The sequence below is a fragment of the Pseudolabrys sp. genome, assembly GCF_035943735.1.
Classification (GTDB): domain Bacteria; phylum Pseudomonadota; class Alphaproteobacteria; order Rhizobiales; family Xanthobacteraceae; genus Pseudolabrys.
Window position 1 is genome coordinate 143775 of record NZ_DASZBV010000016.1, and the last position, 15174, is coordinate 158948.

19 protein-coding genes and 1 pseudogene are annotated in these 15174 nt (G+C 66.7%); 11 read left to right on the forward strand and 9 right to left on the reverse strand.

What is annotated here, in order from left to right; translation table 11 throughout:
• The first annotated feature begins 19 nt into the window (after positions 1–19).
• The 3 genes from VGV41_RS09010 to VGV41_RS09020 all read left to right on the forward strand — a co-directional run bounded on the left by VGV41_RS09010 (position 20) and on the right by VGV41_RS09020 (position 2401).
• Positions 20–592, forward strand: a complete 573-nt coding sequence (locus VGV41_RS09010) for a nitroreductase (RefSeq protein WP_326863476.1) — start codon at positions 20–22, stop codon at positions 590–592.
• 14 nt (positions 593–606) lie between these two features.
• Entirely contained in the window at positions 607–1212 is a 606-nt protein-coding gene (locus tag VGV41_RS09015; RefSeq protein WP_326863477.1) for a flavin reductase family protein, read from the forward strand.
• 220 nt (positions 1213–1432) lie between these two features.
• Complete coding sequence (locus VGV41_RS09020; RefSeq protein ID WP_326863900.1) at positions 1433–2401, forward strand: patatin-like phospholipase family protein; 969 nt, start codon at positions 1433–1435, stop codon at positions 2399–2401.
• A 14-nt stretch (positions 2402–2415) separates the two neighbouring features.
• On the opposite strand, the gene VGV41_RS09025 is transcribed toward VGV41_RS09020, so the two are convergent.
• Together VGV41_RS09025 and VGV41_RS09030 are read right to left on the reverse strand one after the other, a co-directional pair.
• Positions 2416–2847 (reverse strand): CBS domain-containing protein, encoded by a 432-nt coding sequence (locus VGV41_RS09025; protein WP_326863478.1) that lies wholly within the window; start codon positions 2845–2847, stop codon positions 2416–2418.
• 160 nt (positions 2848–3007) lie between these two features.
• Entirely contained in the window at positions 3008–3748 is a 741-nt protein-coding gene (locus VGV41_RS09030; protein ID WP_326863479.1) for a rhomboid family intramembrane serine protease, read from the reverse strand.
• A gap of 430 nt (positions 3749–4178) precedes the next feature.
• Here VGV41_RS09030 and VGV41_RS09035 point away from each other — a divergent pair, with 430 nt between their 5' ends.
• The 3 genes from VGV41_RS09035 (at position 4179) to VGV41_RS09045 (ending at position 6496) form a co-directional block, all read left to right on the forward strand.
• Entirely contained in the window at positions 4179–4784 is a 606-nt protein-coding gene (locus VGV41_RS09035) for a PAS domain-containing protein (RefSeq protein WP_326863480.1), read from the forward strand.
• A 60-nt stretch (positions 4785–4844) separates the two neighbouring features.
• Entirely contained in the window at positions 4845–5474 is a 630-nt protein-coding gene (locus VGV41_RS09040; protein WP_326863481.1) for a PilZ domain-containing protein, read from the forward strand.
• Between the two features lie 353 nt (positions 5475–5827).
• The gene (locus VGV41_RS09045) at positions 5828–6496 is read left to right on the forward strand and encodes a transglutaminase-like cysteine peptidase (protein WP_414705077.1); all 669 of its coding nucleotides are present in this window, start codon (positions 5828–5830) and stop codon (positions 6494–6496) included.
• Between the two features lie 152 nt (positions 6497–6648).
• Here the strand turns inward: VGV41_RS09045 and VGV41_RS09050 are convergent, their stop codons facing one another.
• Complete coding sequence (locus tag VGV41_RS09050) at positions 6649–7179, reverse strand: gamma carbonic anhydrase family protein (protein WP_326863482.1); 531 nt, start codon at positions 7177–7179, stop codon at positions 6649–6651.
• Between the two features lie 56 nt (positions 7180–7235).
• The gene (locus VGV41_RS09055; RefSeq protein WP_326863483.1) at positions 7236–7559 is read right to left on the reverse strand and encodes a DUF6949 family protein; all 324 of its coding nucleotides are present in this window, start codon (positions 7557–7559) and stop codon (positions 7236–7238) included.
• 148 nt (positions 7560–7707) lie between these two features.
• Between VGV41_RS09055 and VGV41_RS09060 the strand changes: the two genes are divergently transcribed.
• Positions 7708–8412 carry a hypothetical protein gene (locus tag VGV41_RS09060; protein ID WP_326863484.1) on the forward strand — a complete coding sequence of 235 codons (705 nt, stop codon included), beginning with the start codon at positions 7708–7710 and terminating at the stop codon, positions 8410–8412.
• A gap of 1 nt (position 8413) precedes the next feature.
• Here VGV41_RS09060 and VGV41_RS23005 read toward each other — a convergent pair whose 3' ends face one another.
• From VGV41_RS23005 to VGV41_RS09075, 4 genes and pseudogenes are all read right to left on the reverse strand, one after another.
• Positions 8414–8656 (reverse strand): DUF3126 family protein, encoded by a 243-nt coding sequence (locus VGV41_RS23005; protein WP_414705087.1) that lies wholly within the window; start codon positions 8654–8656, stop codon positions 8414–8416.
• A pseudogene (locus tag VGV41_RS23010) lies at positions 8648–8830 on the reverse strand (DUF3126 family protein); the annotation flags it as partial. The gene VGV41_RS23005 and the pseudogene VGV41_RS23010, both read right to left, overlap by 9 nt.
• A gap of 71 nt (positions 8831–8901) precedes the next feature.
• Positions 8902–9732, reverse strand: coding sequence for a serine O-acetyltransferase (gene cysE, locus VGV41_RS09070; protein WP_326863486.1), 831 nt, complete (start codon positions 9730–9732; stop codon positions 8902–8904).
• A 109-nt stretch (positions 9733–9841) separates the two neighbouring features.
• A complete protein-coding gene (locus tag VGV41_RS09075) occupies positions 9842–10594 on the reverse strand; it encodes an alpha/beta fold hydrolase (protein WP_326863487.1) in 753 nt (250 codons plus the stop codon).
• A 113-nt stretch (positions 10595–10707) separates the two neighbouring features.
• Here VGV41_RS09075 and VGV41_RS09080 point away from each other — a divergent pair, with 113 nt between their 5' ends.
• Positions 10708–11208 (forward strand): ferritin-like domain-containing protein, encoded by a 501-nt coding sequence (locus tag VGV41_RS09080; RefSeq protein ID WP_326863488.1) that lies wholly within the window; start codon positions 10708–10710, stop codon positions 11206–11208.
• 24 nt (positions 11209–11232) lie between these two features.
• Here the strand turns inward: VGV41_RS09080 and VGV41_RS09085 are convergent, their stop codons facing one another.
• The gene (locus tag VGV41_RS09085) at positions 11233–12378 is read right to left on the reverse strand and encodes a hypothetical protein (protein ID WP_326863489.1); all 1146 of its coding nucleotides are present in this window, start codon (positions 12376–12378) and stop codon (positions 11233–11235) included.
• 213 nt (positions 12379–12591) lie between these two features.
• Between VGV41_RS09085 and VGV41_RS09090 the strand changes: the two genes are divergently transcribed.
• From VGV41_RS09090 to VGV41_RS09100, 3 genes are read left to right on the forward strand one after another with little or no spacing between them, the layout of a single operon-like run.
• Entirely contained in the window at positions 12592–12840 is a 249-nt protein-coding gene (locus VGV41_RS09090; RefSeq protein ID WP_326863490.1) for a zinc-finger domain-containing protein, read from the forward strand.
• Positions 12841–12867: 27 nt separating this feature from the next.
• The gene (locus VGV41_RS09095; protein ID WP_326863491.1) at positions 12868–14079 is read left to right on the forward strand and encodes an FAD-dependent monooxygenase; all 1212 of its coding nucleotides are present in this window, start codon (positions 12868–12870) and stop codon (positions 14077–14079) included.
• The gene (locus VGV41_RS09100) at positions 14079–15101 is read left to right on the forward strand and encodes a methionine synthase (protein ID WP_326863492.1); all 1023 of its coding nucleotides are present in this window, start codon (positions 14079–14081) and stop codon (positions 15099–15101) included. The genes VGV41_RS09095 and VGV41_RS09100 overlap by 1 nt, the downstream gene beginning before the upstream one ends.
• The last annotated feature ends 73 nt before the right edge of the window (positions 15102–15174 follow it).

A 15174-nucleotide genomic window follows, 5' to 3' on the forward strand; every position in this document is an offset into this window, starting at 1 on the left:
GCAGTATCGAGGATAAGCAATGCCCGACGCCCTGGAACTCCTGAAAATCCGCCGATCGGTGAAGCCGATCGAAATGACCGGGCCGGCGCCGAGCGCTGCCGAGATCGAAACGATGCTGACGATCGCCTCGCGCGTGCCGGACCACGGCAAGCTGGCGCCGTGGCGTTTCATCGTGTTCGAGGGTGCGGCGCGCGCGAACGCCGGCGCGATCATCGCCAGCCGCTTCGAGGAGTTGCATCCTGAGGCGACCGCCGATCAGCTCGCGTTCGAGCGCAATCGTCTCGCCCGCGCGCCGGTGGTGATCGCGGTGATCAGCCGCGCCGCGCCGCACGTGAAGATTCCGGAATGGGAGCAGCAGCTGTCCGCCGGCGCCGCGGCGATGGCGCTGGTCGTCGCGGCAAACGCCAGCGGTTACGCCGCAAGCTGGATCACCGAATGGTATGCCTATGACCGCGCCGTGCTCGACCGGCTCGGCCTTGCGCCGCATGAGCGCATCGCCGGCTTCGTCCATATCGGCCGGCCGCGCAAGCCGCCGGAGGAGCGCGACCGTCCGGCGCTCGCCGACATCGTCACCCGCTATCCCGCGTCCTGAGAAGCGAGGTGCCGATGTTCTACGCTTGCGACAAGCGCGACCGCACCCTGCTGCCACACGATCCGTTCAAGGCGATCGTGGCGCCGCGGCCGATCGGCTGGATCTCGTCCGTCAGCGCCAGGGGCGAGGTCAATCTCGCGCCATACTCCTTCTTCAATGGCATCAACAGCCGGCCGCCCATGGTGATGTTCGCAAGCGAGAGCCGCAAGGACTCGGTGCGCAACATCGAGGAGACCGGCGAGTTCGTCTGCAATCTCGCCACCTGGGACCTGCGCGATGCGATGAACGCCACCTCGGCGCCGCTGCCGCACGGCGTCAACGAGATGGAGCGGGCCGGGTTGACCGCCGCGCCCTCGGTCCTGGTGAAGCCGCCGCGAGTCGCCGCCGCACCCTGCGCACTCGAATGCAAGCTCGTGCGCATCGTGCCGCTCGAGACCCACAAGCATCAGCCGCTCGCCAGCCATGTCGTGTTCGGCGAGGTGATCGGTGTCCATATCGACGACCGGTACGTTGTTAATGGCGCGCTCGACACGGCGGCGCTGAAGCCGATCGCCCGCTGCGGCTATGACCAATACGCCGTGGTCGAGGCGCTCTTTTCGATGACCCGCCCCGAAACCTGAGCAGGGGGCCGCCTTTTACCGTCCGACTATGCATGGCGCGCATTGCGGTCACACGATTGCCGCACCAGCCGTTTTCACCATGTTGTAGCGTCGGACTTGTGCAGGGCTCGCCCCAGACCGATCATTCCTGACATCAGGGGAGACTCCTGACTTGGTTTTCGAAGGACTGTTCGCGCGCACCCGGTCTAACCACGGTGAGACCGCCACATCCGAGGCCCCTGTGCCGCCGCAGCGGCCGAGCATCGGTCTGGCTCTCGGCGGTGGCGCGGCGCGCGGCTTCGCGCATATCGGTGTCCTCAAGGTCCTGACTGCGCACGGCATCGTGCCGGACGTCATCGTCGGCACCTCGATCGGCGCGGTGGTCGGCGGCACCTACGCCGGCCAGCAGCTCGACACGCTGGAGCAATGGGCGCGCAGCCTCAATGTCCGCAGCGTGATCAGCTATCTCGACATCAACCTGTCGGGCTCCGGCCTCATCACCGGCAATCACCTTGCCAAGACGCTTGAGGCGGGCCTGCACGACATGCGCATCGACGACCTGCCGACGCGCTTCGCCGCCATCGCCACCGAATTCAACACCGGCCACGAAATCTGGCTGACGCACGGCCGTCTGGTCGACGCGCTGCGCGCGTCCTACGCCCTGCCCGGCATTTTCCCGCCGGTGCGCATCGGCGGCCGCTGGCTGGTCGACGGCGCGCTGGTCAACCCGGTGCCGGTGTCGGCGGCGCGCGCGCTCGGCGCGCGGCTGGTCATTGCCGTCAATCTCAATTCCGATCTGTTCGGCCGCGGCACCATCATCGCCAGCCATGGCTCCGACGAAGAGGATCTGGCGGAAGCCGCGGCCGCGACGCTGCCGCGCGTGCCGGGGTTGCGCGGCCTGTTCCGGCGCGAACCGTCGCTCCGGCGCAAGATGCTGGGCCGGCGCGGCCGTCCCGGCATCCCGACAGTGATGGTGGAAGCCTTCAACGTGATGCAGGACCGCATCACGCGCGCGCGCCTCGCCGGCGATCCGCCGGACGTGCTGATCAGTCCGCGGCTGGGTCCGATCGGCTGGTTCGACTTCCATCGCGGCAGCGACGCCATCGCAATCGGCGCCGAAGCGGCGGAAAAATCGCTGGAGCAGATCAACGAGGCGATCGCGGCGCTCACCCCGGCCGCCGACGGCAATGGCGGCGCCGGCGGCAAGTAGCGCGCAAGCGGCGCTCAGGCGCTGCGAATATAATCGCGCATCGCCTCCGACTCATGCTCGATCTCCTCGACCCGCTGCTTGACCACGTCGCCGATCGAGATCAGTCCGACGATCGCATTGTCGCGCAACACCGGCAGATGGCGGAATTTGTGCGCCGTCATCCGCTCCATGATCTCGGCGCAGGTATCGTTCTCGTCGCAGGTGACCACGTCGCGCGTCATCACCTGCCCAACCGGAAACGATAGGGCCTCCGCGCCCTCGCGGGCGACAGCCCGTACGATGTCGCGCTCCGACAGGATGCCGGAGAGTCGTCCGCCCGCACCGCAGATCACCACCGCGCCGATCCGATGCTTGGACAGCAGCTTCGCCGCCGTCTCCAGTGTCGCCGCGGGTTCGATACCGATAACGTCGCCGCCCTTGGCGGCCAGAATGTCGATGACTTTCACGGCAGCCTCCCTGTCAGCGCAGGAGACCGGAACAACGAACCGTATTCCGGCTCGAGCGCCTGTTTCGTCCGGCCCGGCATGACACGCGCCGGTTCAGCGCCAACGATTGTGCCGCCTTGCCGTTCCGTCAAATCAATCCTGCGCTGCAGCGCGGCGAAGATTAAGACCGCATTGCGGTGGAATCGTCGTATTGCGGCAAATCCGGCGCAGGATCGAACCAGGCAAACAACAGGAGCCCGGCGAGGAAGCCGCCAATGTGCGCCTGCCAGGCCACCGTCTCGCCGCCGGTCAGCGATGGAAAGGTACCGACGCCGAACACGATGTTGACGCCGAACCAGACCGCGAGAAACAAGAGCACGCGCGCGTCGCGCAACACGCCGGAGAGCGGCAGCGCCGGCACGCGGTAGGCGTCCTCGTCATTGGTGCGCAGCATGCCGAGCGGTCCGCCGCGCTGGAAGGCGAAGCGCATTGCCGCCGCCATCGTGCCCGAGATCGCCGCCGAGGCGCCGATCATCGGATATTGCTCGCCCGCATGCGTCGCCAGATGCATCGCCGCGCCCGCCGCGGCCGTCACGGCGAAGAAAGCGAGAAACCGCCACGTGCCGAAACGACGCGCCACCGCGCTGCCGAACGGCAGAAACCAGATCGCGTTCACGCCGAAATGCATCCAACTGGCGTGCAGGAACGAATAGGTGACGAAGGTCCAGAGGTTGCCCGCAAAGCCGCCGGGATATGGAAATATCGAGGCATCGTACCGGGCCGGTATGAATGCGAACAGCTTCAGCACCAGCTCCTGCTGCTCAGGCGCCAGCGCATACTGAAAGATGGCGTTGATGAGAGCCATGATCGCCACGAGCGCGGCGACGACGGTGGGGACGTTGAACAGGGGCTCGCGATTCACGGAAAGGTTCCGGTGGGCGGCCCGCCTTACGCCGTTGCCGGCGTCACTGCAAGCCGAAGCGCCCCGCGCCCAAGATAGGCGCGCACAAAAGAAAAAGGAGGGCTTTCGCCCTCCTTCGAGCCGAACATCCGGTGATGCTGGCGCCGTCGCCGGCGCAATGACATCGCCGCTCAGAAGCGGCCCTCATCAGTTGAAGCGCCGGAGGTCCTGGAGCCGGGCGCCTTCTTCTCGCCGAGCACGGTAGGTGATTGCCGCCGCGCGTCCAAGCGGATTGCGGTTTTAACACTAATCCGCGGCGGCCTTCGCGCGCCCGCTCCGGCGGCACGGCTCTCGCTGCTCACGTCACACCGCGGCGAAAAGCCGGCCCGTGTGTCCCGCCGAGGGACAGATGAGAGCCCGCACCGTCCCGCGGTGGAACAGGTGGGCGCTCATGAAACATGTCTCCTCCGCTCTCGTGCTCGATTACTGGCAGGACCGCCGGCGCAACCGGCCGGCGCCGGACCGCGCCGACATCGATCCAGGAGAAATCCGCCAGGCCCTCGGCGACACCTTCATGCTGGCGGCCGATTTTGTCGACCAACTGCGCTTCCGCCTCGCCGGAACGCGGGTCTGCGCGCTGTTCGGCCGCGAGATCAAGGGCGAGTCCTTCGCCGCGTTGTGGAGCGAGGACAGCCGCAAGCAGATCGACGAATTGGTCACGGTCGTGACGGAGGAAGCCGCCGGCGCCGTCGCCGGCCTGGTCGGAACGGCCGCCGACGGTTCCGTGACCGACATCGAGATGCTGATCTTGCCGCTGGCGCATACCGGTCTCGCGCGCATTCGCGCGATGGGCGTGCTGGCGCCGGTCGTGCCGCCTTACTGGCTGGGCGAGAAGCCGGTCGTGGAACTTTCGCTCCGTAGCCTCCGCCATCTCGGCGAAGACAGCGGCAGAGCCGCCCCCCGCTTCGTCTCCGGCGCCGGCGGCGGCCGGCCGCGCCACGGCTTCGTCGTCTACTCCGGCGGCCGCGAAGCGCCGAGCGGCGATCGCGGCCGCTGAATCAACCCCCCGTTAACAATAGGGCAATAGGTTGGGCGACTATCGGAGAACGTGTCGCCAATGGCCGCCGCAACGCAGCTGAAGAGCCCGCGGGTTCTGCCGCTGGCGCAAGAACGCCGGCGCCATCAACGGGTCAAGGTCAACCTGCTCGGTCGCTACATGCTCGCCGATCGGCGCGAATTTCCGTGTCAGGTCATCGACATGTCGCCCGGCGGCATGGCCCTGGTCGCTCCGGTGGTTGGCAATCCCGGCGAACGCGTCATCGCCTATGTCGACCATCTCGGCCGGCTCGAGGGCAAGATCTCCCGCCTCATCGAGAACGGCTTCGCCATGAGCATTTCGGCGACACTGCGCAAGCGCGACAAGCTTGCCGCGCAGCTCACCTGGCTCGCCAACCGGCAGATCCTCAACCTGCCGGAAGACCGCCGCCATGGCCGCTTCTCGCCGCGCAATCCGATCGCGCGGCTGATCCTGCCGAGCGGCGTCAACGTCGCCTGCCGCGTCATCGACCTGTCGCAGTCGGGCGCCGCGATCTCGATCGCACCCGACCTGCGCCCCGTCGTCGGCGCCATGATCATGATCGGCAAGACGCAAGGCCGCGTCGTCCGTCATATCGAGGACGGCTTCGCCATCGAATTCACGCGGCTGCAGCACTCGGATTTCGTCGAAGACGGCGTTACCGGCGAATAGCCTCTCTTTTCCCTTAATCGCATCGCTCGACTTGTCGGCGTCCGGACGCGTGTTTTGCGCGCGTGCAGGTGCCGTTGGGCCCGACTCTACCGCCACGCCGCTGCCGCGATCACGGTAAACGCGCGCCGCCGCGACCGCGCAAAACACGCATACTGCCGCGCCTGCAACGGTGAATGCCGACAATTTTAGACAAATCGTATTCTCTCCATTTTTATCCGTATTCGATTTGAGATTTGCGATCATTCTCCGCGCATTCGACTCGTGTTGATTTTAAATTCGCGGGTTCCATTTAGCGGCACCGCAAAAGCTTCATGCGACATCTGGCCCCACGACAGGGATGGGGTCACAACAAAATGTTCAAGCGTACACATCAGGGTTTGCGCGCCGGCGGCGCGCTGCTCTTTGCCTGCATGACGGCGTTCGCCGCCGGCAGCGCACATGCCGCCGATCGCACCGGGTCCATCGGTCACGGCGCCGCACAAATGCCGAATGCGAGCTACGCCAGCGTCGGCGATAACACCCGCGCGCCGATCGGCTGGGTCGAGTTCTGCGCCGAATACAAGGGCGAATGCGCGACCAGGCCGTCACAGCCGCGCGACATCGTGCTCACGCCGAAGGCCTGGTCCGATCTGGTGAAGGTCAATAACTGGGTCAATGAGACCGTCAAGCCGATGACCGATCTCGACCACTGGGGCGTGGTCGAACGCTGGAATTATCCGGACGACGGCTACGGCGATTGCGAGGATTACGTCCTGCAAAAGCGCCGGATGCTGATGAAGGCGGGCTGGCCGCGCGAGGCGCTGCTCATCACCGTCGTACGCGACAAGAAGGGCGACGGGCACGCCGTGCTCACGGTCAAGACCAACCGCGGCGAGTTCATCCTCGACAACGAGGAGAACCGGATCGTCGCCTGGAACAAGACCGGCTACCGCTTCGTCAAGCGGCAGTCGCAGTCCGATCCGAACACATGGGTTTCGCTGGGCGAGCCGCGCACGGCGCCGGCTTTCGTCTCGGCACGCTGACGACGAGGCGCGCGCCGGCGGGGCGCGCGCATCGCAAAGAGTATCGGTGGAGACACGCGGTCCCGGTCACGTCCCCACCCCTCCCCGTCCCCAGACCGGGACTGCGCGCGGCCGGGCTCCCCCAAGCCCGGCCGCACCTTTTTTAAATTGGCTCAGCCGATGCGCTTGAGCGCCTTGGCGTATTGCTGCGACCGCCGCACATAAATGTCGGCGCCGCCGAGGATCATCTGCCGCGCCTTGTCGTCGAGCGTGCGGATAGCGCGCGCCGGCGCGCCGACGATCAGCGAATTGTCGGCAAACTCCTTGCCTTCGGTCACGACCGCGCCGGCCCCGACCAGGCAGTTCTTCCCGATCTTCGAACCGTTGAGCATGATCGCGCCCATGCCGACGAGGCTTTCGTCGCCGATGCTGCAGCCATGCAGGATGACGTTGTGGCCGATGACGCAATTCGTGCCGATGGTGAGCGGAAAGCCTGGATCGGTGTGCAGCGTGGCGTTGTCCTGGATCTGCGAACGTTCGCCGAGCTCGATCCACTCGTTGTCGCCGCGCAGCACCGCGCCGAACCACACGCTCGTATTGCGCTTGAGGCGAACGCGGCCGATCAAGGTCGCCGTCTCGGCGATCCAGTAGTCGCCTTCGCCGGGGAATTCCGGCTTGGCTCCGTCGAGTTCGTAGATCGGCATGCTTGTCCTCCGTCAGGCGGGCGAACTTGCCCGAAGCGGCCGGAGGAGAAAAGCGCTCAGGTGAGGAAAAGCGCCTGCAGCGTCATCACCACCACCATACCGGACATCAGGCTCCAGAAGCCGGCGACCAGGGTGGCGAAGAACACCACCCGGAAGCGGCCCTCGCCCGATCCGCCGAGCAGCGTGTTGCGCATGATGAGGAACGGCGCCGACATCAAGAGCAGCCCGAGCGCGGCGAAGGTCGCGGGGCGTGGCCCCCGATGCAGCAGCGTGAAGCTCGGCAAGCGGTCGGTGACGAGCCGATAGGTGGAGCAACAGAGGCCGGCCACCGCAAAGCCGATCGCCAGGGACATGAGCATCTGGATCGATTGCGGGGTCATGACGCGGCCTCAACACGGGACAGGCCGCCATTAGGCCCGAGAGGCCGGCCGGCCGCCACATCATGCTTAACGGGTGGTTAACGGATGCGCGGCTATATCCGGAGGCGCGTCCCGAAACGCCGTACCTTCAGGGACTTGGACCAGCGCAATGGCCTTCGCCCATACCACGCGTCGCGGCCGCCGCCGCGGCCACAGCCCCCTCGCCGCCCCGCTTATCGTGCTGCTGATCGCCGGGGCGGTGGCGGCGACCTATGTCGGCTACCTGCTCTGGCCACGCTGGCCGGACGCACCTGTGGCGCTCGACGCGCCGGCGCTGCCGATCGTGGTAGCGGGCACGGCCTTCAACATCGAACCGGCCGCCATCCGCATGCGCGTGCAGCGCCATCCCGGCACGCAGGCGCGCGTCGATCTCGCTTACGTCTGGCCGACACTGACCCCGCCCGACCCCGCGGAGAAATCGCCGCCGCCGGGCGCGCCGCCGACGCCGCTCGAGCGGCTGTTCATCTCCATCGAGGGCGCCGACGGCACCATGTCGCCGATCCAGCGCGTCGAGACCATCTATCCGCGTTATCTCGTGGCCGAACCGGTCGCGGGGCCGCCGGGGCTGACGCTGCGCGGCTTCCGTAAGGACACGCCCTACGCCGGCGAGGAGCTGGTCTTCGAGTCGAACAACCCGCAGCACTTCCTCGCCCGCTGCGCCACGCACGGCGTGATCGGTTCGGGCAGCTGTTTGCTGGAGAAAAGGATCGGCGAGGCCGACCTCACCTTCCGCTTTCCGCGCGCCTGGCTGGACAACTGGCAACAGGTCGCAAGCGCGGTCGATACGCTGACGGCGCGGCTACATCCGCAATGATCTAGAGATCGCCCTCGAGGTCGACGTCGAGGATCGGCAATTCGAAGATGTAGGAGCGGCGGCCCTTTTCGATCTCGACGAACAGCACGCCGAGGAACTCCTCGCCGATATAGGCCTCGAGGGAGTCCATCTTCTTCGGCCGCGTCACCACGCGGATATTGTCGTTGTCGAAGCGGCGGCGGAGATAGGCGTTGAGCGCCGGCACCGGCTGGATGCTCGGATCGCTGCCGAGCTGGATCACCATGCGAAAATTGTAGGAACGTTCGCCCTCGTCCTCATCGGCGGTCAGTTCGCCGATCTCATCCTCGCCAATGAAGACGTTCGCCTCGTCGCCGGCCTTGGGCACGACGCGGATTTGCGCGTTGCCGAAGAGCTTCTTGAGGTAGGCGTCGAGCTTTCTGATTTCCTGGACGTTCACGGCCGCTCCTTATGATCGGACGCCTATGCCCGATCGGGAGCGACCGCGCAAGCGCCATCCAACGCCGGTTTTCAGCCGTCGAGCATGACGCCGGAGAGCATCTGGTCCATGGCGCGCGACGGCTCGGGGCAGCCAGCCTCGCCCACGATCCTGGCCGGCACGCCGGCGACCGTGACATTGTTCGGCACCGGCTTGATCACCACCGAGCCGGCCGCGATGCGCGCGCAATGGCCGATCTCGATATTGCCGAGGATCTTGGCGCCGGCGCCGATCATGACGCCGCGGCGGATTTTCGGATGCCGGTCTTCGTGCTCCTTGCCGGTGCCGCCGAGCGTGACGTCGTGCAGGATCGAGACGTCGTCGTCGATCACCGCCGTTTCGCCGACGACCAGTCCGGTCGCATGGTCGAGGAAGATGCCGCGGCCGATGCGCGCCGCAGGATTGATGTCGCACTGGAAGACCACCGAGGCGCGGCTCTGCAGATAGAGCGCGAAATCCTTGCGGCCCTTGCTCAACAGCCAGTGCGCCAGACGGTGCGTCTGGATGGCGTGGAACCCCTTGTAATAGAGCACCGGCTCGCAGAAGCGCGTGGTGGCCGGATCACGGTCGACGATGGCGACGATGTCGGCGCGGAACACCTCGCCGAGCGCCGGCTCGTCCTCGAGCGCGTCGCGATAGGCCTGGCGGATCAGTTCCGCCGACACATCGGCATGATCGAGCCGCTGGCTGATGCGATGCGTCACCGCACCTTCCAGCGTGTCGTGATGCAGGATGTTCTCGTAGATGAAGGCGGCGAGCTCGGGCTCGCGGTGCGCGATGTCCTCGGCCTCGCTGCGGATGCGGGACCAGACCGGATCGACCTTGTCGAGGCCTTTCGCCGGCCGCGTCTGAAGCTGTGCCATAGAATAATATTCTCCGACGCCTCTCAGGACCCCTACATATTCCTTCTAGCACAGATTGGGAGAGCTCAGGAGATACGAAACATGTCGCCCGCGCCGCTGCGCGGGTCTGTCATGCGCGCTGGTTAAGGAAGTCGAGAACGCCCTGTTTGAACACCTTGTCGCCGACCGCAAGCATGTGGTCGCGGCCGGGGATATCGAGCGCCTGTGCACCGGGAATGAGGGCGGCGAGTTCGTGCGCCGAACCGGCGACGTCGTCCTTGCTGCCGACCGCCACCAGCACCGGCGCGCGGATGGCGGCCACCTGCGCGCGCGTCAGCGTCTGCCGCGAGCCGCGGATGCAGGCGGCAAGCGCCCGCAGGTCCGACTTCGTCTGCTCGGCGAAGGTGCGGAACATGCGGCCCTGCTGGTCAGGCACCTCGAGCAAGCTCGGCGCCTCGAGCGCTGCCGCAATGCTGGTCGGCAAGCCGACGCCTTCGACGAGATGGACGCCCAGGCCGCCGAGAATGGCGGAGCGCACAGTGTCGGGATGGTCGACGGCGAGAAACGCGGTGATGCGCGCGCCCATCGAGTAACCGAGCACGTCGGCACGGGCGATGCCGAGATGATCGAGCAGCGCCCGCACGTCGCCGGCCATCAGGGCCGTGCTGTACAGCGCCGGGTCGTAGAGCTTGCTCGACTGGCCGTGGCCGCGGTCGTCGAGTGCAATGACGCGGCGGCCGGCGCGCGTCAGCGTCGTCACCCAGCCGGGCGCGACCCAGTTGACCTCCTTGTTGGAGGCGAACCCGTGCACGAGCACGATGGGCTCGCCCTCGCCTTCATCGAGATAGGAAATGTCGACGCCGTCGTGTGTGAATATCGGCACGTCACGCTCATGACAAAAGAAAGCGGCTTCTAGCGCATTTCGCGGCCCCCGCAAATGCCCGACCGGAACGTATCGCGCGCCGCCGTGTTGCTGTTCCGACAAAGGAGAGGCGTATGGCCAAGCAACCGAAACAACTCGACGAGCTCTTTCACGAGAGCTTGAAGGACATCTATTTCGCGGAAAAGAAAATCCTCACCGCCCTGCCGAAGCTGGCGAAAGCGGCGCAGTCCGAGGAGCTCGCTTCCGCCTTCGAGAAGCACTGCACCGAGACCGAGGAACACGTCGCGCGCCTCGAGCAGGTGTTCGCACTGATCAAGCAGGAGCCGCACGGCAAGACCTGCCCGGCGATTATGGGCCTGGTCGAGGAAGGCCAGGAGATCGCCGAGGAGTACAAAGACTCGCCGGCGCTCGATGCCGGACTGCTGGCGGCGGCGCAGGCGGTGGAGCATTACGAGATCGCGCGCTACGGGACGTTGCGCACCTGGGCGCAGGAGCTCGGGCTGAAGGATGCGGTCGGCCTGCTGTCGAAGACGCTCGAGGAGGAATCGAAGACCGACAAGCTGCTGAACAAACTCGCCGAGAAGTCGGTGAACCGCCAGGCGCAACTGGCGTAAAAGCCGGATTGTCAGTCACAGACGTCAGCGCGCGGCGAGCAACTCCGCGCGCTGACGCTTGATCTTGCGCCGGCGCAAATGGTTCTCGGTCATGCGCTCGACCCCGCGCTTGAGCGAGGCGACGAAGCCCAGCACGGCGATAAGCGCGCCGATCAGCCAGCTCGCGAGACTGAGCGCAGCCCCGCCGAGCATGATGGCGGTGCGGCCGCCGATCTTCAGGATCGCCCGCGTCTTGCCGCCTTCCTTCCCGGCAAGCCTGGCGACGCGCGACATCTCGCGCGGCGTCTCCGCGACCTTGAGGCTTTCCAGCGCGGCCTGCGTGCCGGCCTTCGCCTCGATGGTGCCGACATCGCGGGCGAGATCGACGAGCTTGCCGGCGCGCTCGACCTTCACCGCATCGCGCGCGGCGCGCACGGCGAGCTGCGGCTCGGTGACCGACACCCCGGCGATCGCCTTCTTCAGCGCGCCCCAGTCGACCACCCCACGCAACATGCGGCCGACCGATGCAGCGAGTTCTTCGCTCAGCCGGCCGGTCTTGCGGGCGACCTTCGCCATGGTCAGCCCGACGCGCACCGGCGCCTCTGCACCGAGCGTGGCATAGGTGCCGGCGGTGATGGCGAGACCGACGCAGGCAAGCCCGAGCACCAAAGTGTCGGCCTTCTCGCCCATCGCCAGCCGGCCGCCCTCGCGCACCGCGTCGCGGATGTCACCGAACACGAACAGATCACCCAGTGCCGTGCCGGCGAAGCTCGTGGCGTCGGTCGGCTCGCCGCTGACGAAGCCGTAAGCGAAGCTCTTCATCGCCGTGGTCGTGCTCGCGGCATCGGCGACCGCCGCCGCGACCTTTTTGCGCCGGTCGTCGCCAACGGCAACGTGACGCGCATCGGCGAGGTCGAGATAACTCCTGGCAAGATCGGCGTCGTTCGCCGCCAGCGCCTCGTCGATGCCGGACGCCGCGACGTCGGTATTGAATTTCGTGTCGAGCATGCGGTCGGCGACCGCCGCCGGATCGCTCTCCTGCGCAAAGGCGTGCCCGGCGTCCCAACCGCGCGGCGCCAGCCAGGCGACCAGCGCGGCGAACAGCACAGCCGCAAGCACGGCCGGCCACAGCCGTGCACGGCGCGGCTCCTGTCGGAACTCCGGTGGCGCGAATCCTTTCGCGTCGCGCATGCCCTGATCCTTTCCGCGGCGATCAGCGACTCGCGGTCCGGCGATTATCCGCCAGCCGCCTGTCGATGGAGAAAAATCCCGGCGATTCCGTGGTGTTCCGATGCCGCAGGCGGCATGGTTGACGCGCGCTTCACGGGCCTAGGCACGCCGCGCCGCCCCCGCTATGGTGCCGCGCAAATCAGCCCGTTTGCGTCGATTCACGAGGGTTTCTTCATGGCGGAACACGTCGTCCCCCATTTCCAGAACGATCCCGGCGTGCCGGTCATCGAGATCGGCGCCAAGGAGTTCATGTGCGTGGGTGCGACGCCGCCGTTCGATCACCCGCACATCTTCCTCGACATGGGCGACGACAGCGAGATCATCTGCTCCTATTGCTCGACCTTGTACAAATTCGATCCGACACTCGACCCGCATTCGGCGCGGCCGGCGGCATGCGCCATGCCCGCCATCCACGCCGCCTGACCGCCGCCTGACCGGAGCTTTACGTCCTTGACGCAGGCGCGCCACGTCATCGTCGCCGGCGCCGGGATCGCGGGGCTCACGGCGGCGCTCACCATGGCCAAGGCCGGCCTGCGGGTGACGCTGCTCGAACAGGCCGACAGACTGCTCGAGACCGGCGCCGGGCTGCAGCTCTCGCCGAACGCCACGCGCGTCCTCACCTCCTTGGGCTTACGCGAGCGGCTGCTGCCGCATGCCGTCGCGCCGCACGCCATCCGCGTGATGTCCGGCGGCTCGGGGCGCGAGATCGTGCGCATCCCGCTCGCCGATGCCGAGAAGAAATACGGCGCGCCGTTCTGGGTGCTGCATCGCGCCGATCTGCAGGCCGCGCTGGTCGCGGCGGCGCAAGCGTCGATGGACATCACGCTCAAGCTCGGCACGCGAGTCGAGGACTTCGCCGCGCATGTGAAGGGCGTCTCGGTGCTCGGCCGGCAGGACAGGCAGGTGTTCGACGAGCGCGGCATGGTGCTGATCGGCGCCGACGGCATCTGGTCGAACGTCGCCGCCCGCCTGAAGCGGCAGCGGCCGGCACAGTTCGCGCACCGCACCGCCTGGCGCGCGCTCATCCCGGCCGACAGTGTGCCGGCCGAATTCCGGGCCCCCTTCGTGCATCTGTGGCTCGGGCTCGATGCGCACCTCGTGCACTATCCGGTCAAGGGCGGTTCGCTGATCAACATCGTCGGCATCGTGCACGACGAATGGAACGAGGCCGGCTGGTCGGCGCCCGGCGAGCCGAAGGAGATCCTGCGTCATTTCGCCCGCTGGACCTGGCATGACCGCGCGCGCGACTTGATCGCCACGCCGAAGCGCTGGCTCAAATGGGCGCTGTACGAGCGCAAGGCCGCCTTCCGCGGCGGCGAAGGGCCGGTGAGCCTGATTGGCGACGCCGCGCATCCGATGCTGCCGTTCCTGGCGCAAGGCGCCGGCATGGCGATCGAGGACGCCGCCGTGCTCGCCTGGTGCCTGAAGGAATATCGCGACGACCCGGCCGACGCCTTGCGCGCCTATGAAGGCGCGCGCCGCCTGCGCACCGCGCGGGCGCAGCAGGTCTCGCATAAGCAAGGCACTATCTATGGGCGGAGTGGGCCGGAAGCGCTCGTCCGCAATCTCGGCATGAAATTCATGGGTGGCGACAGGCTGCGCGCGCACTACGATTGGATTTATACTTGGCGTTCGCCTGAGGAAACCGGGAGCCTCGCCTGATGCTGTTTCCATCGACCGTCGCCGGCAGCCTGCCGAAACCCGCATGGCTCGCCGAGCCGAACAAGCTGTGGCCGAAGTGGCAACTCGCGGGCGACGCGCTGGCGCAGGCCAAGCTCGACGCCACGCTGCTCGCAATCAAAGTGCAGGAGGATGCCGGCATCGACATCGTCTGCGACGGTGAGATGTCGCGCCAGCACTTCGTGCACGGCTTCCTCGAATTCGTCGACGGCATCGATTTCGCCAACAAGGTCGAGATGGGCATCCGCGCCGACCGCTACAAGGCGATGGTGCCGGTGGTGCGCGGTGCGCTGACGCTGAAGGGCCGCGTGCATCAGGCCGAAGCGAAGCACGCGCGCGCACACACGAAGAAGAAACTGAAGATCACCCTGCCTGGCGCCATGACCATCGCCGACACGGTCGCCGACGCGCACTACGGCGACCGCGCCAGGATGGCGCTTGCTTTCGCCGACCTGCTCAACAAAGAGGCGCGGGCGCTCGAAGCCGACGGCGTCGACGTCATCCAGTTCGACGAGCCGGCCTTCAACGTATTCATGGACGAAGTGCCGACCTGGGGCGTCGAGGCGCTCGAGCGGGCGGTCGACGGCCTCAAATGCAGCACCGCGGTGCACATCTGCTACGGTTACGGCATCAAGGCCAATATCGACTGGAAGAATGCGCTCGGCGAAGAATGGCGTCAGTACGAGAAGATCTTTCCGGCGCTGGCGAAGAGCCGCATCGGCCAGGTCTCGGTCGAGGTCATCCACTCGCATGTGCCGATGAAGCTGCTCGGCCTGCTCGAAGGCAAGGACGTGCTCGCCGGCGTCATCGACGTCGCCACCGACAAGGTCGAAACGCCGGATGAGATCGCTGCCGTCATCAAGGACGTCATGCAGTTCGTGCCGAAGGATAGAATCGTCGCCTGCACCAATTGCGGCATGGCGCCGATGCGGCGCGACATCGCCGAGGCGAAGCTCAATGCGCTCGGCGCCGGCGCGAAGCTGGCGCGGGAGCGGTTCGGCTGAACCGACGTGCCACACCCTCCGGGTCATGCCCGGACTTGACCCGGGCAGCCCTGCCCTCCTTTGTTGATCCCGG